This is a genomic window from Stenotrophomonas acidaminiphila (assembly GCF_001431595.1).
Lineage (GTDB): Bacteria > Pseudomonadota > Gammaproteobacteria > Xanthomonadales > Xanthomonadaceae > Stenotrophomonas > Stenotrophomonas acidaminiphila.
In genome coordinates this window covers 61,408-79,085 of record NZ_LDJO01000027.1, presented here as the reverse complement: position 1 = coordinate 79,085, position 17,678 = coordinate 61,408, and the positions used below count along the sequence as shown (strand labels likewise).

General features: G+C 68.7%; 18 protein-coding genes. 10 read left to right on the top strand and 8 right to left on the bottom strand.

Features of this window, described 5'->3' with window-relative positions; genetic code table 11:
• Window positions 1-138 precede the first annotated feature (138 nt).
• From ABB33_RS10555 to ABB33_RS10535, 5 genes are all read left to right on the top strand, one after another.
• Window positions 139-783 carry a trimeric intracellular cation channel family protein gene (locus ABB33_RS10555; RefSeq protein WP_056932072.1) on the top strand — a complete coding sequence of 215 codons (645 nt, stop codon included), beginning with the start codon at window positions 139-141 and terminating at the stop codon, window positions 781-783.
• Window positions 784-844: 61 nt separating this feature from the next.
• Window positions 845-1,162: a BON domain-containing protein gene (locus tag ABB33_RS10550; RefSeq protein WP_056932071.1), complete on the top strand. Its 318-nt coding sequence runs from the start codon at window positions 845-847 to the stop codon at window positions 1,160-1,162.
• A gap of 50 nt (window positions 1,163-1,212) precedes the next feature.
• Window positions 1,213-3,084 (top strand): ABC transporter ATP-binding protein, encoded by a 1,872-nt coding sequence (locus ABB33_RS10545; RefSeq protein WP_054665342.1) that lies wholly within the window; start codon window positions 1,213-1,215, stop codon window positions 3,082-3,084.
• Between the two features lie 168 nt (window positions 3,085-3,252).
• Window positions 3,253-4,035, top strand: a complete 783-nt coding sequence (locus ABB33_RS10540; RefSeq protein ID WP_056932070.1) for a ferredoxin--NADP reductase — start codon at window positions 3,253-3,255, stop codon at window positions 4,033-4,035.
• Window positions 4,036-4,144: 109 nt separating this feature from the next.
• The gene (locus ABB33_RS10535; RefSeq protein ID WP_056932069.1) at window positions 4,145-6,556 is read left to right on the top strand and encodes an AAA family ATPase; all 2,412 of its coding nucleotides are present in this window, start codon (window positions 4,145-4,147) and stop codon (window positions 6,554-6,556) included.
• Window positions 6,557-6,568: 12 nt separating this feature from the next.
• Here the strand turns inward: ABB33_RS10535 and ABB33_RS10530 are convergent, their stop codons facing one another.
• A complete protein-coding gene (locus ABB33_RS10530; RefSeq protein ID WP_054665335.1) occupies window positions 6,569-7,051 on the bottom strand; it encodes a glutathione peroxidase in 483 nt (160 codons plus the stop codon).
• Window positions 7,052-7,200: 149 nt separating this feature from the next.
• Here ABB33_RS10530 and ABB33_RS10525 point away from each other — a divergent pair, with 149 nt between their 5' ends.
• A complete protein-coding gene (locus ABB33_RS10525; RefSeq protein ID WP_056932068.1) occupies window positions 7,201-9,369 on the top strand; it encodes a M3 family metallopeptidase in 2,169 nt (722 codons plus the stop codon).
• Window positions 9,370-9,438: 69 nt separating this feature from the next.
• On the opposite strand, the gene cfa is transcribed toward ABB33_RS10525, so the two are convergent.
• From cfa to ABB33_RS10510, 3 genes are read right to left on the bottom strand one after another with little or no spacing between them, the layout of a single operon-like run.
• Complete coding sequence (gene cfa / locus ABB33_RS10520) at window positions 9,439-10,554, bottom strand: cyclopropane fatty acyl phospholipid synthase (RefSeq protein ID WP_056932067.1); 1,116 nt, start codon at window positions 10,552-10,554, stop codon at window positions 9,439-9,441.
• A gap of 16 nt (window positions 10,555-10,570) precedes the next feature.
• Window positions 10,571-11,404, bottom strand: a complete 834-nt coding sequence (locus ABB33_RS10515) for a DUF3298 and DUF4163 domain-containing protein (RefSeq protein ID WP_056932066.1) — start codon at window positions 11,402-11,404, stop codon at window positions 10,571-10,573.
• 57 nt (window positions 11,405-11,461) lie between these two features.
• On the bottom strand, window positions 11,462-11,755 hold the full coding sequence (locus ABB33_RS10510) for a GNAT family N-acetyltransferase (protein WP_056932065.1): 294 nt from the start codon (window positions 11,753-11,755) through the stop codon (window positions 11,462-11,464).
• Between the two features lie 201 nt (window positions 11,756-11,956).
• On the opposite strand from ABB33_RS10510, the gene ABB33_RS18885 reads away from it, so the two are divergent.
• Window positions 11,957-12,124, top strand: coding sequence for a hypothetical protein (locus ABB33_RS18885; protein WP_169790237.1), 168 nt, complete (start codon window positions 11,957-11,959; stop codon window positions 12,122-12,124).
• Window positions 12,125-12,218: 94 nt separating this feature from the next.
• Here the strand turns inward: ABB33_RS18885 and ABB33_RS10505 are convergent, their stop codons facing one another.
• Together ABB33_RS10505 and ABB33_RS10500 are read right to left on the bottom strand one after the other, a co-directional pair.
• Complete coding sequence (locus ABB33_RS10505) at window positions 12,219-12,839, bottom strand: rhomboid family intramembrane serine protease (RefSeq protein WP_054665322.1); 621 nt, start codon at window positions 12,837-12,839, stop codon at window positions 12,219-12,221.
• 2 nt (window positions 12,840-12,841) lie between these two features.
• The gene (locus ABB33_RS10500; RefSeq protein ID WP_054665321.1) at window positions 12,842-14,437 is read right to left on the bottom strand and encodes a POT-type proton-dependent oligopeptide transporter; all 1,596 of its coding nucleotides are present in this window, start codon (window positions 14,435-14,437) and stop codon (window positions 12,842-12,844) included.
• Window positions 14,438-14,584: 147 nt separating this feature from the next.
• Between ABB33_RS10500 and ABB33_RS10495 the strand changes: the two genes are divergently transcribed.
• Window positions 14,585-15,394, top strand: coding sequence for an endonuclease/exonuclease/phosphatase family protein (locus tag ABB33_RS10495; RefSeq protein WP_056932064.1), 810 nt, complete (start codon window positions 14,585-14,587; stop codon window positions 15,392-15,394).
• 90 nt (window positions 15,395-15,484) lie between these two features.
• On the opposite strand, the gene ABB33_RS10490 is transcribed toward ABB33_RS10495, so the two are convergent.
• A complete protein-coding gene (locus ABB33_RS10490; RefSeq protein ID WP_056932063.1) occupies window positions 15,485-16,096 on the bottom strand; it encodes a superoxide dismutase in 612 nt (203 codons plus the stop codon).
• A 239-nt stretch (window positions 16,097-16,335) separates the two neighbouring features.
• Here ABB33_RS10490 and ABB33_RS10485 point away from each other — a divergent pair, with 239 nt between their 5' ends.
• Both ABB33_RS10485 and ABB33_RS10480 read left to right on the top strand, forming a co-directional pair.
• Window positions 16,336-16,794 (top strand): guanyl-specific ribonuclease, encoded by a 459-nt coding sequence (locus ABB33_RS10485; protein WP_056932062.1) that lies wholly within the window; start codon window positions 16,336-16,338, stop codon window positions 16,792-16,794.
• On the top strand, window positions 16,791-17,234 hold the full coding sequence (locus ABB33_RS10480; RefSeq protein ID WP_056932061.1) for a barstar family protein: 444 nt from the start codon (window positions 16,791-16,793) through the stop codon (window positions 17,232-17,234). The genes ABB33_RS10485 and ABB33_RS10480 overlap by 4 nt, the downstream gene beginning before the upstream one ends.
• Window positions 17,235-17,246: 12 nt before the next feature.
• Here ABB33_RS10480 and ABB33_RS10475 read toward each other — a convergent pair whose 3' ends face one another.
• Window positions 17,247-17,669, bottom strand: coding sequence for a VOC family protein (locus tag ABB33_RS10475; RefSeq protein WP_056932075.1), 423 nt, complete (start codon window positions 17,667-17,669; stop codon window positions 17,247-17,249).
• Window positions 17,670-17,678 lie beyond the last annotated feature (9 nt).

Here is a 17,678-nt window from a genome sequence, read left to right as displayed (position 1 = left end):
CTCCCGGCGGTTTCCTGTCCACCCTGCCGTCCATGGCGGGAGCCCAGGGGGACCGCCACGGCGGCCGAACCGCTTCCCGCCGGTACGTCAGCTGGCCGCAATGGCCTCCACCGGCGGCAGGCCGCACAATACGGCCGCATGGGAACCCTGGTCCTGATCCTCGACCTCATCGGCACCTTCGTCTTCGCCCTGTCCGGGGCGACGATGGGGGTGCGCCGGCGGCTGGACATCTTCGGCGTGCTGGTGCTGTCGTTCGCCGCCGCATTGGCCGGCGGCATCACCCGCGACCTGCTGATCGGCGCCACCCCGGTGGCGGCGATCAGCGACTGGCGCTATCCGGCCATCACCCTGGCCGCGGGCATCATCACCTTCTTCCGGGCGCCACTGATCGAGCGCATGCAGTACCCGGTGCGCATGTTCGATGCGATGGGCCTGGCGCTGTTCGCGGTGGCCGGCACGCAGAAAGCGCTGGCGTTCGGCATCGCCCCGCCGATGGCCGCGGCGCTGGGCATGCTTACCGGCATCGGCGGCGGCATCGCCCGCGACGTGCTGCTGGCGCAGGTGCCGCTGGTGCTGCAGGCCGAGCTGTACGCCGTGGCCGCCCTGGCCGGCGCGGCGGTGGTGGCGCTCGGCTACTGGCTCGGGCTGCCGCCGCTGCCGTGCGCGCTGGCCGGCGCCGGGCTGTGCTTCGGGCTGCGGATGATGGCCATGCATTACGGCTGGCACCTGCCGGTGGCGTTGCAGTCCTCGGACCCGCCGCCCCCCGAGGGACCGCGCCGCTGAGGTGACGGGGCGCTCACGGCGACCGCGCCATGCTCGAGTCCCCTTCCGGCAGGAGACGGCCATGGCCGCGCAACGTTCCGATACGCTGATCGGTGACGAGGTGGTACGCACGCTGGGTGCGCAGGGCCGCTTCTCGCAGGTGCTGGCACAGGTCAGCGAGGGCCAGGTCACGCTCTCCGGCGACGTGCCCGACGCGGCGGCGAAGCGGCAGGCGGAGGCCGCGGTGGCCGCGATCGAAGGCGTGCGCGGCGTACGCAGCCACCTCAACATCGACGGCGGCAGCCACTCCTTCGGCCCGCGCGGCCGTGCGGTGCGCGACAACCCGGACGACAGCGATGCGACCCGCAGGGCCGACATCGACCTGGACGAAAACGACTGACCGCGGCGGGCAACGGTTAATCTGAACCGGCCCCGCCCCCCGAGTCCCGCATGCCGCACGCGCCGTCTGCTCCCGTTTCCGCCCCCGGCAAGCGCCCCAGTTTCCGCGAGCGCATGAACGCCATGCGCAACCTGCCGCCATTCCTGCGGCAGGTATGGCAGACCAGTCCGGCGCTGACCCTGGCCAGCCTGTGCCTGCGCCTGCTGCGCGCGCTGCTGCCGGTGGCGATGCTGTACGTGGGCAAGCTGATCATCGACGAGGCGGTGCGCCTGGCCGGCGCGGGCGCCATGCCGCCGCTGGGCGAGGCGCTGGCCAGCGGCCACCTGGACACGCTGCTGGAACTGCTGGCGCTGGAACTGGCAATCGCCATCGGCTCGGACCTGCTGGGGCGGGTGGTCAACTACGCCGATGCGCTGCTGTCCGAACTGTTCACCAACGCGACCAGCGTGCGGCTGATGGAGCACGCCGCCGAACTGGACCTGGAGGACTTCGAGGACCCCGAACTGCAGGACAAGCTCGACCGCGCCCGGCGCCAGACCATGGGCCGCATGAACCTGATGAGCCAGCTGCTCGGGCAGGCGCAGGACATGGTCACCGTGATCAGCTTCGCCGCCGGCCTGGTCGCCTACGCGCCGTGGCTGATCGCCCTGCTGGCGCTGGCGCTGGTGCCGGCGTTCCTGGGCGAGTCGCACTTCAACACGCTGGGCTATTCGCTCAATTACAGCTGGACCCCGGAGCGGCGCCAGCTCGACTACCTGCGCCAGGTCGGCGCCAGCGTGGAAACCGCCAAGGAGGTGAAGATCTTCAACCTCCACCGGTTCCTGATCGACCGCTACAAACTGCTGGCCGGGCGCTTCTACCAGGCCAACCGCAAACTGGCGCGCAAGCGTGCGCTCTGGGGCACGGTGCTGGCGGCGCTGGGCACGCTGGGCTACTACGCCGCCTATGCCTACATCGCCTGGCGCACGATCCGCGGCGACTTCAGCATCGGCGACCTGACCTTCCTGTCCGGCAGCTTCCTGCGCCTGCGGCAGCTGCTGGAAGGCCTGTTGACCGGGTTTTCGCAGGTCGCCGGGCAGGCGCTGTACCTGGACGACCTGTTCTCGTTCTTCGCCATCGAGCCGGAGATACGCTCGCGCCCGGATGCGCTGCCGGTACCGCGCCCGATCCGCGAGGGGTTCGTGTTCGAGGACGTGGGTTTCCGCTACCCCGATGCCGAGCGGTGGGCGGTGCGCCACCTCGACTTCCGGCTGGGTGCCGGCGAAGTGATCGCCCTGGTCGGCGAGAACGGCGCCGGCAAGACCACCCTGGTCAAGCTGCTGGCACGGCTCTACGACCCGGACGAGGGCCGCATCCTGCTTGATGGGCGCGACCTGCGCGACTACGACCTGGACGACCTGCGCGCCAACATGGGCGTGATTTTCCAGGATTTCGTGCGCTACCACCTGTCGGCCGGCGAGAACATCGGCGTCGGCCAGGTCGATGCGATGTCCGACACGGCGCGCATCCGCGACGCCGCACGGCGGGCGCTGGCCGACGAGGTGATCGATGCCCTGCCCGGCGGCTACGGGCAGTTGATCGGCCGCCGCTTCAAGAACGGCGTGGACCTGTCCGGTGGCCAGTGGCAGAAGATCGCCATCGCCCGGGCCTACATGCGCGATGCGCAGGTGATGATCCTGGACGAACCCACCGCCGCACTGGACGCACGCGCCGAGTTCGAGGTGTTCCAGCGCTTCAAGGAACTGTCCGCGCAGCGCACCGCGGTACTGATCTCACACCGCTTTTCCTCCGTGCGCATGGCCGACCGCATCCTGGTGCTGGCCGATGGCCGCATCGAGGCCAGCGGCACCCATGCCGAGCTGATGGCACAGGGCGGGCGCTACGCCGAACTGTTCGAGCTGCAGGCCGCCGGCTACCGCTGACCGCCCCGGCCCGGGGCGCCGGCCGGCCCTCCCTTTCGGGCCGCGGCCGCGCCTGCGACTCCCCTCATCGCCGGGCCGGCCGGCAGCAGCGACAAACGGTCGCATTACGGCCGCATCGGGACCGTTTGCTAGAATGGGCAGGTTTACATCCCCCCGAAGAATCCCGGCATGTCTTCCGCTTACGGCACCGAAACGGTGCTTGAAGTCCGTCACTGGACGGACGCCTACTTCAGTTTCTCCACCACCCGTGACAACGGCTTCCGCTTCGAGAACGGCCAGTTCGTAATGATCGGCCTGGAAAACGAAGGCGGCCGTCCGCTGATGCGCGCGTACTCCATCGCCAGCGCCAACTGGGAAGAGCAGCTGCACTTCTTCAGCATCAAGGTGCAGGACGGCCCGCTGACCTCGCGCCTGCAGCACCTCAAGCCCGGCGACACCATCCTGGTCGGCAGGAAGCCCACCGGCACCCTGCTGATCTCCGACCTGCATCCGGGCAAGCACCTGTACCTGCTGGGTACCGGCACCGGCCTGGCGCCATGGCTGAGCATTGTCAAGGACCCGGAAACCTACGAACGCTTCGAGAAAGTCATCGTCTGCCACGGCGTGCGCTACGAGCGCGACCTGGCCTACCGCGACTACTTCGAGAAGGAACTGTTCGAGGACGAGATCCTCGGCGACATCGTCCGCGACAAGCTGCTTTATTACCCGGCGGTCACCCGCGAGCCGTTCCGCAACCAGGGCCGCCTGACCACGCTGATCGAAACCGGCGAGATGCCGCGCACCCTGGGCCTGCCGGCGTTCGACCCGGCCAACGACCGCTTCATGATCTGCGGCAGCCCGCAGATGCTGGCCGACCTGCGCGTCGTGCTGGACGCGCGCGGCTTCGAGGTCTCGCCGCGCATCGGTTCGCCCGGCCACTACGTGTTCGAGCGCGCCTTCGTCGAAAAATAGGCCTGTAGGGAATTCACCTACAGGCAGCGCCTTTGAAGCGCCATGTCGATCGTTTAACGTACCGGCCGGATCACGAAGATCCGGCCGTTTTCTTTACAGGACACAGTTCATGGATCCAGTCGCTTCACGCAGCAGCTTCATCGACAGACAGCGCACCGTGCTGCTTGAAGAACTGGCCCAGTGCCGGCAACGACTCGACAGCGCCAAACAGGCGCTCGGCAGCGCCTACCCCACCGCCTGCCAGGCCACCCAGGCCATGCGCCCGGCGTTCGAACAGGGCCTGGAGCAGGCCCGCCGCGACGCGCTGCAGGCCGCGCGCAAGGGCACCCTGGGACAAGCGCTGAGCCTGAAGGCGGCGCTTGGCACCGGTGGCTTCCGGCTGCTGGTCTGGCTGGGCATGCTCGGCAGCCTGGTGCTGTACTTCCAGCTCAGCCAGGTATTCACCTTCTACAGCTATCGCTTCCCGTTCCCGGTGAGCCTGCTGTTCGGCCTGTGCGCCGTGGTGCCGCCGGCGCTGCCGCTGTACGCGGCACTGGTGTGGCTGGGCCGGCGCCGGCTGGTACGACGCAACGCCGCCCCGGTGCTGGCCTCGATCGACGAACTGGGCAAGCGCCAGCTGCAGCTCAACGCCTTCGGCAGGAAGCACGAGGACGGCCGCACGCATCCCTACCCGGTGGTGCGGGCGCCGGCACCGTCGGCGGACAAGCTCGGCATCAGCTGGCAGCTGGCCGACAAGCACGACAATTCCCACGCGGTGATGGTCGGCCTGGGTACCGACATCGCCGCCGACAAGGACCCGGACATCTTCATCCGGTTGCCGCTCAACGGCCATCCGGGCGGTTTCGTGCGGGTCCGCGCCGAGGTCGATGGCCACCGCGCCACCTGGGAGCCGCTGGCTGCCAGGCTGGCGCCGCTGCTGGCACCGTTTGCACCGGCCATCATCGAACTGCAGCAGCTCAGTGCGCCGCATGAGCGCGAGCAGCAGGTGCTGCAGTCGCTGCTCACCCGGCTGGGTTCGCTCGACAAGATGGAGGCCAACTGGCAGGACGTGGCCATTCCCGAGGCGACCCTGGAGCAGGTGGTCAAGCTGGTCGACCGGTTCGCCGCCGGCCAGCCGCCGCTGCCCAAGGGCATGCTGCTGTGGGGCCCGCCGGGTACCGGCAAAACCCTGATCGCGCGCAAGCTGGCCCAGCACGTGGACTGCAACTTCGTCGCCGTCACCATCGCCGACCTGAAGGGCGAGCACATCGGCCACACCGGCCCCAAGGTCAAGAAGCTGTGGGAGCAGGCACGCGGCAAGGGCCCGACCATCCTGTTCGTGGACGAATGCGAAAGCGCGTTCGCGCGCCGCGGCAGCCGCGACACCGACAATTTCGGCAACGAGCTGGTGCAGACCTTCATCGCCGAATGGGACGGCTTCAACCAGGGCGGCGGCAACGTGCTGGTGATCGGCGCCACCAACCGCCGCGAACTGATCGACGACGCGGTGCTGTCGCGCTTCACCGTGTCCATCGAGCTGCCGGCCCCGGACGCGGCCGCGCGCGAACGCATCCTGCAGGCGGAATTCGGCAAGGCGCAGCTGGCCCTGCCGGTGACCGAGGCACTGGTGCGCGAGACCAGCGGCATGTCCGGGCGCGACCTGTCCACGCTGGTGACCAGCGTGGTCTCCACCCACCCGGCCGGCCGCCCGGCGGCGGAGGATTTCAGCGCCGCCATCGCCCGCCTGCGCGGCAAGAATTCGACTTCGGTGCAGGCGCTGGGCTGGGACGACGTGATCCTGCCCGCCTCCACCCGCGCCGAGTTCGAAAGCCTGGGCAAGGAACTGCTGCACGCCGAGGAACTGGCGCGGATGAACATCCCGGTGCCACGCGGCATCCTGCTCTATGGCCCGCCGGGTACCGGCAAGACCCAGATCGCGCGCGTGCTGGCCAGCCAGTCCGGGCTGTCGTTCATCGCCGCGTCCTCCACCGAGGTCAAGGGGCAGTTCCTCGGCGACGGCGGCGCGCGGGTCAAGCAATTGTTCGAGAAGGCACGTGCGCAGGCACCGTGCATCGTGTTCCTCGACGAGATCGACACCATCGCCCCGCCGCGCGGCGGCGATGGCTCGGACAAGCTCAACGCCGAGATCGTCGCCCAGTTGCTGCAGGAACTGGACGGCGTGGGCACCCGCCAGGGCCAGGTATTCCTGCTGGCCGCCAGCAACCACCCCGATGCCATCGACAGCGCCCTGCTTTCGCGCCTGGAACGCAAGATCCGGATCGGCCTGCCCGACGCCGATGCGCGTGCCGCCATCCTGCGCCTGCAGCTGGCCGGCAAGCCGCTGGACTTCGCCATCGAGGACGTGCTGGACACGCTGGCCGCAGCCACCGAAGGCAGGTCCGGGCGCGACCTGCAATCGCTGGTCACCGCTGCCACCCGCCGCGCCCTGCAGCGGGCGATGGCCCAGGACGGCGACCCGACCCGCACCCGCCTGCAGCACCAGGACCTGCTGGAAGCGGCCGCCGACGCGACGCCGGCCTGAGCGGCCAGCCGCTCAGCCCAGCGCCGCCCGGATATCGCCTTCCAGCGATTCCGGGCGTGCGGTCGGCGCGTAGCGGGCGATCACCCGGCCATCGCGCCCGACCAGGAACTTGCTGAAATTCCACTTGATCGCGGCGATCCCCAGCGCGCCGCGCTTCTCGCGCTGCAACCAGCGCCACAGCGGGTGGGCACCGGCGCCGTTGACCTGCAGCTTGGCCGACATCGGGAAGCTGACCCCGTAGTCGAGGCTGCAGAACGCCTGGATCGCGGCCGCGTCGCCCGGCTCCTGGTGGCCGAACTGGTCGCAGGGACAGCCCAGCACCACCAGCCCCTGCGCCGCGTACTGGCGCCACAGCCGCTCCAGCCCCGCGTACTGCGGGGTGAAGCCGCAGCGCGAGGCGGTGTTGACCACCAGCAGGACCTTTCCGGCGTAGGCCGACAATGGCAGCGGCGTGCCATCCAGCGCGGTCAGTTCGAAGTCGGTGGCGAGGGTCACGGCAGGCTCCAGGCGGAGCCCCAGCGTACGCCATCGCCGGCATGGCTTTGCAACAGCAGGCGTTCCGCCGCAACCCTGCCATTCGACACACCCGCCGGCCGGGCCGCCGGGTTACCCTGAAGGTTCAGTATTTTCCGGAGTTTCCGACCTTGAACACCCGTCTTGCTCTCGCCCTGGCCGTGTCCCTGGGCGTCGCCCTGCCGGCCTACAGCCTGACCGCGATCGCCGCCACCGGGCAGACCGCCCAGCAGGCCAACCCGTTCTTCGCCGAGAGTCCGCTGCCGTTGCATTACCCGCAGTTCGACAAGATCAAGGACGCCGATTTCGCGCCGGCCTTCGACGCCGGCATGAAGCAGCAGCTCGATGAAGTCGAGGCCATCGCCAACAATCCGGCGCCGCCGACCTTCGACAACACCCTGATCGCGCTGGAAAAGAGCGGCGCCATCCTCGACCGCGCCACCACCGTGTTCTTCTCGCTGATCGGCGCCGACACCAACGACGCGCGCAAGCAGCTGCAGGCCGACTACTCGGCCCGGTTCGCCGCCCACAGCGACGCCATCAACCTCAACGGCAAGCTGTTCTCGCGCATCGAGACCCTCTACAACAACCGCGCCAAGCTGGGCCTGGACGCCGAAGGCCTGCGCCTGGTCGAGAAGTACCACGACAACTTCGTGCGGGCCGGCGCCAAGCTGTCCGACGCGGACAAGGCCAAGCTCAAGGACATGAACGCCGAGCTGGCGCGGCTGGGCACCAAGTTCAGCCAGAACGTGCTGGCCGAGGTCAACGCCTCGTACATCGTGGTCGACGACGCCAAGCAGCTCGATGGCCTGTCGGCCGAGCAGATCGCCGCCGCCGCGGAGGCCGCCAAGGCGCGCAAGCTGGACGGCAAGTACGTCATCGCCCTGCTCAACACCACCGGCCAGCCGGCGCTGACCAACCTGACCAACCGCGACCTGCGCCGCCGCATCTACGAGGCCTCGGTATCGCGCGGCAGCAAGGGCGGCGAGTACGACAACACCGCGCTGGTCTCGCGGATCATGACCCTGCGCGCGCAGAAGGCCGCGCTGATGGGCTTCGCCAACTACGCCGCGTATGGCCTGGGCAACCAGACCGCCAAGACCCCCGAGGCGGTCAACGCCATGCTCGGCCAGCTGGCCCCGGCCGCCGTGGCCAACGCCAAGCGCGAAGCTGCGGACCTGCAGGCGATGATCGACGCCGAGCAGAAGGCCGCCGGCAAGCCTGGCTTCGAGCTGCAGCCGTGGGACTGGGCCTTCTACAGCGAGAAGGTGCGCCAGGCCAAGTACAACTTCGACGAATCCCAGCTCAAGCCCTATTTCGAGCTGAAGAACGTGCTGGAGAACGGCGTGTTCTTCGCCGCCGGCAAGGAATTCGGGCTGAGCTTCAAGCAGCGCACCGACCTGCCGGTGTACCACGACGACGTCACCGTCTATGACGTGTTCGACGCCGACGGCAGCCAGCTGGCGATCTTCATCTTCGACCCGTATGCGCGCGAGTCCAAGCGCGGCGGTGCGTGGATGAACGCCTACGTGTCGCAGTCGGGCCTGACCGGCGACAAGCCGGTTGTCGCCAACCACCTGAACATCCCCAAGCCGCCGGCCGGCAAGCCGACGCTGCTGACCTGGGACGAAGTGACCACCACCTTCCACGAGTTCGGCCACGCCCTGCATGGCATGTTCTCGGACGTGAAGTACCCCTACTTCTCCGGCACCGCGGTGCCGCGCGACTTCGTCGAGTTCCCCTCGCAGGTGAACGAGATGTGGGCCGACGAACCGACCATCCTGGCCAACTACGCCAAGCACTACCAGAACGGCTCGGCGATGCCGCAGGCACTGCTGGACAAGGTGATCGCCGCCTCCAAGTTCAACCAGGGCTTCGCCACCACCGAGTACCTGGGCGCGGCGATGCTGGACCAGAGCTGGCACCAGATCGGCGTCGACCAGGTGCCCGCGGCGCAGGACGTGGTCAAGTTCGAGCACGAGGCGCTGGTCAAGGACGGCATCTACTACGCGCCGGTGCCGCCGCGCTACCGCACCACCTACTTCAGCCACATCATGGGCGGCTATTCGGCCGGCTACTACGCCTACATCTGGTCCGAGGTGCTCGACGCCAACACCCAGAAGTGGTTCCGCGACAACGGCGGCCTGTCGCGCGCCAACGGCGACCATTTCCGCAAGACCCTGCTCTCGCGCGGTGGCAGCGTCGATGCGATGGAGCTGTTCCGCAACTTCGCCGGCCACGAGCCGCAGATCGAGCCGCTGCTGGAGAAGCGTGGCCTGACCGGCGCCGAAAGCAAGTAAGCCGGCGACTGGCCCTCCGCATGAAGCCGCCCGGTTCGCCGGGCGGCTTTTTTGTTGCCGCCAGGACGGTCAGCGCGGCGCGACGTACCCGCCCGGCACCCCGCGCGGCGACAGCACCAGTTGCCACAGCTGTGCGTGGCGGGTACGGAAGCTGGCCATCGAAGCGGCCAGGTAGAAGCGCCACATGCGCCGGAAACGTTCGTCGTAGCGCGGGTCGAGCCGCTCCCAGGCCGCTTCCACGTTGTCCCGCCACGCCTGCAGCGTGCGGTCGTAGTCGGTGCCGAAGCTGTGCCAGTCCTCGAGCACGAACAGGCCTTCCATCGCCGCGGTGATCTGCGCGGCGGAGGGCAGCATCGAGTTGGGAAAAATGTAGCGCGCGATCCACGGATCGGTGCGGTCGCGGCTGACGTTGCTGCCGATGCTGTGCAGCAGGAACAGCCCGTCCCCGCGCAGGCAGCGCCGCACCACCTCGAAATACCCGCGGTAGTTCTTGACCCCGACGTGCTCGAACATGCCGACCGACAGGACCGCGTCGAACGGCTCGTCCAGTTCGTGGTAGTCCTGCAGGCGGATCTCCACCGGCAGGCCGGCGCACAGTCCGCGGGCGAACTCGGCCTGTTCCCGCGAGATGGTGATGCCCACGCCTTCCACGCCATGGCGCTGCGCAGCGTACTGCAATGCCTCGCCCCAGCCGCAGCCGATATCCAGCACGCGCATGCCCGGGCGCAGGCCGAGCTTGCGGCAGATCAGGTCGAGCTTGGCCTCCTGCGCGTCATCCAGGTCGCCGGCATCGCGCCAGTAGCCGCAGCTGTAGACCAGCCGCCTGCCCAGCATCGCCCGGTACAGGTCGTTGCCGAGGTCGTAGTGGCGCTTGCCGACCTCATAGCTGCCCTGCCCGGCCTGCAGGTTGAACAGCCTGGCCTTGAGCGCGTCCCAGACCTCGCCGCCGCCATGCACGCGCTCGTCCAGCCGCGCCTCCAGCAGGTGGGCAAGGAACGTGTCGAGCGAACGCGCCCGCCACCAGCCGTCCATGTAGCTCTCGCCCAGGCCCAGCGAGCCGTCGGCCAGCACCCGCGCATGGAAGCGCGGGTCGAGGATGTCGATGTCCTGCGGGCGTCCCCCGCCGGGGGTGATGCCCGCCTCGTGCAGCAGTGCTTCGACACGTCGTTGCAGCCCTGCATCCATCGCTGGCCTCCGCGGTTCAGGGGTGTGCGAACAGCTCCCGGTAGCCGGCGGCCACGTGCGGCAGCAGCACGGACGCCGGAACGTCCACGGTCTGCGTGCCATCGGAGTACGGGCCGACCTGGTAGGGCGGGAATACGAAACGCAATGCGGCAATGCGGCCGCCGGCGTCCATCACCGGTTCGAACTGTGCGAAATTGGCCGCGTCCGGGGTGGTGCCCTGGTCGATCATCTTCGACAGATTGCGCACCTGGGCCTGCTGCTCCTCCGGCGTCAGGTCCTCGCCCTGGGCGCGCAGCATCGCCTGCTCCAGCAGCTTGTCGCGGGTGTAATCGCTGACCGCCTGCCAGCCCTTGGGCGAATCGACCAGGGCCTGGGCGGTCAGCAGTTCCTGCCGTTCGGGCAACCAGACGAAGCGCGCCACCAGCGGCTGCCCATGCGCGCCGCCGGTATAGCTGCTGCCCTCGGCCGACACCGCCACCACCTTCGGCGTGTCCACGGCCATGTCGAAGGCCAGCGACAGTTCGTATGGCGCGGTGGGGGTGTCGTTGCCCAGCTCGTCCACCGCCTTGAGCAGCTCGGACCTGGCCTGTCCCGCATAGTCGGACAGGGCCCTGGCAAGGCCGGGATGCGCATTGGCGGCAGGCGGGTAGCTGATGCCCAGCACGTAGCGGGCATTGGTGTCGATCACGTCATGCAGCTCCACCGCCGCCGGCGCGGCATCGACCGGTGCCTCCACCGCCGGCGCCGCTTCCGGCGCGGCTGCCGGCGCCGGCGCATCGTTTTTCCCGCATCCTGCGATCGCCAGTACGATCAATGCCGCCGCACAGGCTCCCTGTCCCGACCTTTTCATGTCCTTTCCCTTGTGGATGGATCGCGCGGCTCCGCCCGGAACCGCGTCCGCCGCGGATTATCCCAGCAGGTCCGCGTATTCTCCATGGCGCTGCATGAAGGTAGCCGCGTAGCTGCATTCGGGCACCACCTTGAGCCCGCCTGCACGCGCATGCGCCAGCGCCGCCCGGGTCAACAGCGCGGCGATGCCGCGGCCGCCGATGGCGTTGGGGACGCCGGTGTGGGTGATGACCATCGCGCCGTCGCGCTGCAGGTAGTCGAGTACCGCCTGGTGGCCGTCCACGGCCAGGGTGAAGCGATGCGCGGCGGCGTCGTGCGCCACCACGGGAAGCGCGGAGTCATCATGGCTCATGGCTGGGCTCGCGGGACCGGGGATGCCATTGTGCCGTGGTCGCAGGCCGGTGTGACGTGAAAGGTGGCATGCGCCGCCGCGGTACGTCACTTTCCGACACGTCTGCCGCTGCATCCCCGTCACCCAGCCTTGCCGTGGTGGTGCGTGACACGCTGGCACGCGGCTTGCTCCATGGCGCGGACGTTTCCCGTTCTCCGCCCCATGTCCGTACCGTTCGACGCCTCGCTCCCGCTGCCCCCCGACGACCCCGACGCACTGCTGCTGGAAGGACTGTTCCAGCTGGCCTTCAGCGGTGAAACCCACGGCTGGGAGTTCAAGAAGATCGACGAGGAAGTCCACGCCCGGCTGCTGGCGGCCTACGCCGCCTAGACGCGACAGGCCCGCGACCAGCCACGGCCGCGGGCCTGCTCCTTGCTTGCCCACCTCGGCATCCGCCCCGGCGCCGTGCCGGCGGCGGCGCGCCTCAGCGGCCGAAGCGCGGGTTCATCAGCTGCTCCAGGAACACCTGCATCACCTGCGGCTCCATGAACAGCATGAACATCACCCCGAACGCGGCACCGGCCAGGTGTGCGCTGTGGTTGATGTTGTCGTTGCCGCGCTTGTCCATCCAGATGCTGTAGCCCACGTAGAACACGCCATAGAGGATCGCCGGGGCCGGGATGAAGAACACGAAGATCAGCGACCACGGCGAGATCAGGATGAAGGCGAACAGCACCGCCGACACCGCGCCCGACGCGCCCAGGCTCAGGTAGTTCGGGTTCTTCTGGTTCTTCAGGTAGCTGGGCAGGATCGAGACCACCAGCGCCGCCACGTAGAACAACGGGTAGGTCCACCAGTTGCCGGTGACGCGCAGCATGATCTGCTCGATCAGCCGCCCGAAGAAGAACAGCGTGACCATGTTGAACAGCAGGTGGGCGAAATCGGCGTGGATGAAGCCGTAGGTCACCAGCCGGTCGTACTGGCGATGGCGGTCCACCGCCGGTGGCCACAGGATCAGCCGGTCGGCAAGCTTGCGGTTGCTGAACGCCAGCCACGAGACCAGGCTGGTGACGGCGATCAGGAACAGGGTTATCGGTCCTTGCATGGTCAGGCTGCCCGGTAGTTGTCGACCATCCTGTAGCGGCGCGCGTACAGGCCGAATGCCAGTGCCGCCACGAACGCGAAGCCGGCGAAGAAGAACATCAGGAACGCCGCCTCGCTCAACCCGGTGCCGGCGATGCGTGCGGTCACCGAGTCGTTGCGCACCGCCGCGTTGGACAGCAGCACCCACAGGTTGCCGATGGTGGTGGTCAGGTTCCAGAAACTCATGACCACGCCCTTCATCGAGGCCGGGGCCTGGCTGTAGGCGAATTCGAGGCCGGTGGCCGACACCAGCACCTCGCCGAAGGTCAGCAGCGCATACGGCAGGATCTGCCAGAAGATGGACAGGGCGTCGCCGCCGTCCATCGCCACCTGCAGGCTGCCCACCACCACCCAGGCCAGGCCGCTGAAGGCGATGCCGGCGGTCATGCGCCGCAGCGCGGTCGGCTCGAAGCCGAAGCGGCGCAGCATCGGATACAGCACCAGGTTGTTGAACGGGATCAGGATCATCACCAGCAGCGGGTTGATCGCCTGCATCTGCGAGGCGGTGAACCATGCCGGCATGGTCATCTGCTGGCCCTGCAGCACCCAGGTGGAGGCTTTCTGGTCGAACAGCGAGAAGAACGGCGTGGTCAGGGCGAAGATCACCAGCACCTTGAGTACCGCGCGCACGCCTTCCACCGCGCTGTCCGGGTGCGCGCCGCGGGCGCGATCCAGCTGCAGCATGGTGCCGCCACCGATGCCGGCCAGCAGCGCCACCAGCGCCAGGCACAGGTAGATCACCACGCCCAGCCCACCTTCATGCAGGCCACCCAGGCTCATCGCCGCCAGCACCAGCGCCCACAGCGCCAGCGCGATGCCGGCCAGCGCCACCAGCAGCCCGGCATTGCCCTGCCCCGGCCCCCGCGCCAGCAGCGCGGTGCGCACCACGTTGGCGAACGAATGCGGGTCCTTCGGCGGCAGCGGCACCAGCACGTAGCGCCGGCGTCCCAGCCAGAACACGAACGTGGCCACGAACATCAGGATGCCGGGGATGCCGAATGCCCATTGCGGGCCCAGGTTCTTCAGCGCCAGCGGGATCAGCAGCGAGGCGAACAGCGAGCCGAAGTTGATGATCCAGTAGAAGGCGTCGAACACCAGCTTGGCCAGGTGCTTGTTCGACTGGTCGAACTGGTCGCCCATGAACGAGGCCACCAGCGGCTTGATGCCGCCGGCCCCCAGCGCGATCAGGCCCAGCCCCAGGAAGAAGCCCTGGCGGCTGTTCTCGAACAGCGCCAGGCACAGGTGGCCGGCGCAGTAGACCAGGCTGAACCACAGGATGGTGCGGTACTTGCCGAAGAAGCGGTCGGCCAGCCAGCCGCCGAGCAGCGGGAAGAAATACACGCCGATCATGAAGCTGTGCATGATGTCCTTGGCCTCGCCGGCGCGGCCGTCGGCGGTCAATTCCTGCAGCAGCAGCGAGGTGATCAGGAACTGCACCAGGATGTTGCGCATCCCGTAGAAACTGAAGCGCTCGCAGGCTTCGTTGCCGATGATGTAGGGAATCTGGCGGGGCATGCCGGCCTTGCCGGCGGGGGCTGCTGCCACGTCGTTGCTCGTCATCTGTAAGGCGATCCTGCGAATGCAAAGGGGGCAAGGGTAACGCAAGCGGCCACCCGCGCGCCCGCGGCAGCGCACGAGGCCGCGCCTGCACGGGCCCTAGACAGCGCCGCACGCTAGCATGGCGGCAGGTCCGTACTGGTTTTCGCAATGAAGCACTGGGGCTGTCTGGCGCTGCTCGCCTTGTCCTTCGCCGTGGCCGCCGAGCCCGCCACGCCGGTGCTGCGGATCGCCAGCCTGCGCCTGCCGCAGGACAGCGCCCAATGGGAACGGCAGCGCGGGCGGATCCTGACCCTGCTGGCCGGGCTGCGCGCGGACGTGATCGCGGTACAGGACGTGCGGCAGTCGCCGGGGTCGCCCAACGCCGCCTGCTGGCTGGCCACCCGGCTCAGGTACAGCTGCGATTTCATCACCGCCGACCCGCCCAGCCACGCGCAGCGCCGCGGCAACGCCATGCTGGCCGGCCTGGACGTGATGGAGGACGGCCTGACCCTGCTGCACGGCCAGGGCCAGCTCACCGCCGCCGGCATGCAGCGCGCACGCCTGGAACGCAGGGCGGTCAACATCTACATCGCGCGCATCGCCCCGGACGGCAATGATCCGCAGGTGCGCGCACAGCAGGCGGCGGACCTGCTCGCCTGGATCGGTGCGACCAACGAGGACGAGCCGTCACTGGTCGTGGGCGAGTTCTCCGCGCCCACCGAAGAACTGGTCCGGCAGCTGCCCGGCTTCCAGCCGGCGCGGCAGAATCCGTCGACACGGCAGCCGGCCGCGGGCAGCGCGCCGGGCAGCCGCGCGCATGGCCTGGACGTGCTCTACCAGGTGCGCAGCTTCGCCGATGTCGCCCAGCAGGCGGTGGAACTGGCGCCGGAAGGCGAGGAACCGGCACCGCTGGCGCTGGGAGTGATGACCACCCTGCGCCTGATCGCGGGCGAAGCAGCCGACCCGACCGCGCCCTGAACGACGAAGCCGGACGTTTCCGCCCGGCTTCGCCTGGTCATCCGTGCGCAGGCGGGGCCACGCCCCGCGCGCGCAGGTCGCCGTCGCCGATCAGGCCACGGCCTCCTCGTAACGGCGTTCGACTTCCTTCCAGTTGATCAGGCTGTAGAAGGTCTCGATGAACTCGGCGCGGCGGTTCTGGAACTTCAGGTAGTAGGCGTGTTCCCACACGTCGATGGTCAGCACCGGGGTACGGCCTTCCATCAGCGGGCTTTCCTGGTTGCCGGTCTTCTCGACCACCAGCTTCTTGTCGGCGGTCACGCTCAGCCACGCCCAACCCGAACCGAACTGGGTCAGCGCGGCCTTGGTGAAGGCTTCCTTGAACTTGTCGAAACCGCCGAGCTGCTCGTCGATGGCCTTGCCCAGCGCGCCACCCGGGGTGCCACCGGCGTCGGGGCCGATCACGTCCCAGAACAGCGAGTGGTTGCCATGGCCGCCGCCCTGGTTGCGCACGCCCTGCTGCAGGCTTTCCGGCAGGGTCTTGACCTTGCGCAGCAGCTCGTCGATCGGCAGGTCGGCATATTCGGTGCCCTCGACCAGCGCATTGAGGTTGTTGACGTAGGTCTGGTGGTGCTTGGAGTAATGGATCTCCACGGTGGCCGCATCCATGTACGGTTCCAGCGCGTCGTAGGCGTAGGGCAGCTTGGGCAGGGTGTAGGCCATGAGGGATCTCCTTGGGTTCGATGCCTGGGTTCGTGTGTCCGGCGCATGCCGGACGGTGCACCGGCAATGGTAGGCAGGAAGCGGCAACTTACCAAGGCCGATGTAAAGGAAACTTCGTCCTGTGGCGGGTACAAACGCCACGCCGGCCGCGCGGGCGCCGGCTGCGATGGCCCGCGTTCAAGAAAAATCCCGCGCAGACGCGATAATCGACCTTTCCACGCCACACGGGCTCCTGCTCCATGCGCAAACCGTTGCTCCTGCTCACCGCCGTGATCGTGCTGGTGGCCGGCCTGTGGGCCATGCGCGCGCTGCAGCAGCCGCCGCCCCCGCAGTTCGCCCCCTCGCTGGACGGGCCCGCGGCGCCGGCCGTCGGCGAGGAACCGCGCCAGCCCGGCACGGGCGGCACGCTGCCGGCCTTCCTGCCACCGGAAGCGCACGACACCATCGCGTTGATCCAGCGCAACGGGCGCTTCCCGCACCGCCAGGATGGCAGCGTGTTCGGCAACCGCGAGCAGCGCCTGCCGCAGCGTCCGCGGGGCTACTACCGCGAATACACGGTGCGCACGCCGGACCTGGGCCACCGCGGCGCGCGCCGGATCGTCACCGGCGGCGACCCGCCGGAGGTCTGGTACTACACCGACGATCATTACGAGACCTTCCGCGGTTTCGAAGTACCGGCCGACGGAGGCACGCGATGAGCGACAGCGGATTCGACATGGGCCTGGAGGATGTCGGCCAGGCCGGCGTATACGGCGTAGCCCACGGCGACCTCGGCGGGCTGGCCGCGGCCGCGCGCGATGCCGGGCTCAAGGTGCTGCGGGTGGACCTGGAATCATGCACGGACAAGCGCACCCTGCTGCTGCGCATCGGCACCCAGCTGGACTTCCCGGCGGGTTGGAGCCGCAACTGGGATGCGCTGTCCGATGCATTGCGCGACCTGTCCTGGCTGCCGGCCAACGGCTACGCGCTGCTGTTCGGCGATGCCGGCGACCTGCGCCAGGCCAGCCCCGCCGATTTCGACACGCTGCTGGACATCCTTGCCGAAGCGGCGGCCAGCTGGGCCGGCGACAACGTACCGTTCTGGGCGTTCTTCGAGCTGCCCGGCGGTGGCGGGGCCGGCGACCCGGGCGACGCCTGAACCGGCATCACGTCAGGCCGGCGGGCATGCCGGCCCTTTCAGTTCGATCACGTTGCCGTCGGGATCGGCGAAATAGAGCGAAAGCCCGTCGCCCTCGGCGCCGAAATTGAGCTCCGCCGCCGACGGCACCAGCCCATGGCGGCGCAGGTGCGCGGTGATGGCCGCTGCATCGAACGGCTCGATGCGCAGGCACAGGTGGTCGACGTTGCGCGCGCCCTCGCCCGCGGCAGCACCGCCACGCGCACCCAGGGGGCTGTCCACGCTCACCAGATCGATCATCGACGCGCCGGCCCGCAGGTGGACCAGGCCAAGGGGCTCGCGCCACCTGACCACCTCGCATCCGAGCACGCTCCGGTAGAACGCGATGCTGCGCGGCAGCTCGCGGACGCGGAAGACCACGTGGTCGATGCGCTGCACCGAAAAAGGCATTGCCATCGCGCGCTC

Excerpts from the sequence above, each read along its gene's own strand:
- ABB33_RS10555 (WP_056932072.1), top strand. The coding sequence starts at position 139 with ATGGGAACCCTGGTCCTGATCCTCGACCTCATCGGCACCTTCGTCTTC.
- ABB33_RS10550 (WP_056932071.1), top strand. The coding sequence starts at position 845 with ATGGCCGCGCAACGTTCCGATACGCTGATCGGTGACGAGGTGGTACGC.
- ABB33_RS10545 (WP_054665342.1), top strand. The coding sequence starts at position 1,213 with ATGCCGCACGCGCCGTCTGCTCCCGTTTCCGCCCCCGGCAAGCGCCCC.
- ABB33_RS10540 (WP_056932070.1), top strand. The coding sequence starts at position 3,253 with ATGTCTTCCGCTTACGGCACCGAAACGGTGCTTGAAGTCCGTCACTGG.
- ABB33_RS10535 (WP_056932069.1), top strand. The coding sequence starts at position 4,145 with ATGGATCCAGTCGCTTCACGCAGCAGCTTCATCGACAGACAGCGCACC.
- cfa (WP_056932067.1), bottom strand. The coding sequence starts at position 10,554 with ATGGATGCAGGGCTGCAACGACGTGTCGAAGCACTGCTGCACGAGGCG.
- ABB33_RS10515 (WP_056932066.1), bottom strand. The coding sequence starts at position 11,404 with ATGAAAAGGTCGGGACAGGGAGCCTGTGCGGCGGCATTGATCGTACTG.
- ABB33_RS10510 (WP_056932065.1), bottom strand. The coding sequence starts at position 11,755 with ATGAGCCATGATGACTCCGCGCTTCCCGTGGTGGCGCACGACGCCGCC.
- ABB33_RS18885 (WP_169790237.1), top strand. The coding sequence starts at position 11,957 with ATGTCCGTACCGTTCGACGCCTCGCTCCCGCTGCCCCCCGACGACCCC.
- ABB33_RS10505 (WP_054665322.1), bottom strand. The coding sequence starts at position 12,839 with ATGCAAGGACCGATAACCCTGTTCCTGATCGCCGTCACCAGCCTGGTC.
- ABB33_RS10500 (WP_054665321.1), bottom strand. The coding sequence starts at position 14,437 with ATGACGAGCAACGACGTGGCAGCAGCCCCCGCCGGCAAGGCCGGCATG.
- ABB33_RS10495 (WP_056932064.1), top strand. The coding sequence starts at position 14,585 with ATGAAGCACTGGGGCTGTCTGGCGCTGCTCGCCTTGTCCTTCGCCGTG.
- ABB33_RS10490 (WP_056932063.1), bottom strand. The coding sequence starts at position 16,096 with ATGGCCTACACCCTGCCCAAGCTGCCCTACGCCTACGACGCGCTGGAA.
- ABB33_RS10485 (WP_056932062.1), top strand. The coding sequence starts at position 16,336 with ATGCGCAAACCGTTGCTCCTGCTCACCGCCGTGATCGTGCTGGTGGCC.
- ABB33_RS10480 (WP_056932061.1), top strand. The coding sequence starts at position 16,791 with ATGAGCGACAGCGGATTCGACATGGGCCTGGAGGATGTCGGCCAGGCC.
- ABB33_RS10475 (WP_056932075.1), bottom strand. The coding sequence starts at position 17,669 with ATGGCAATGCCTTTTTCGGTGCAGCGCATCGACCACGTGGTCTTCCGC.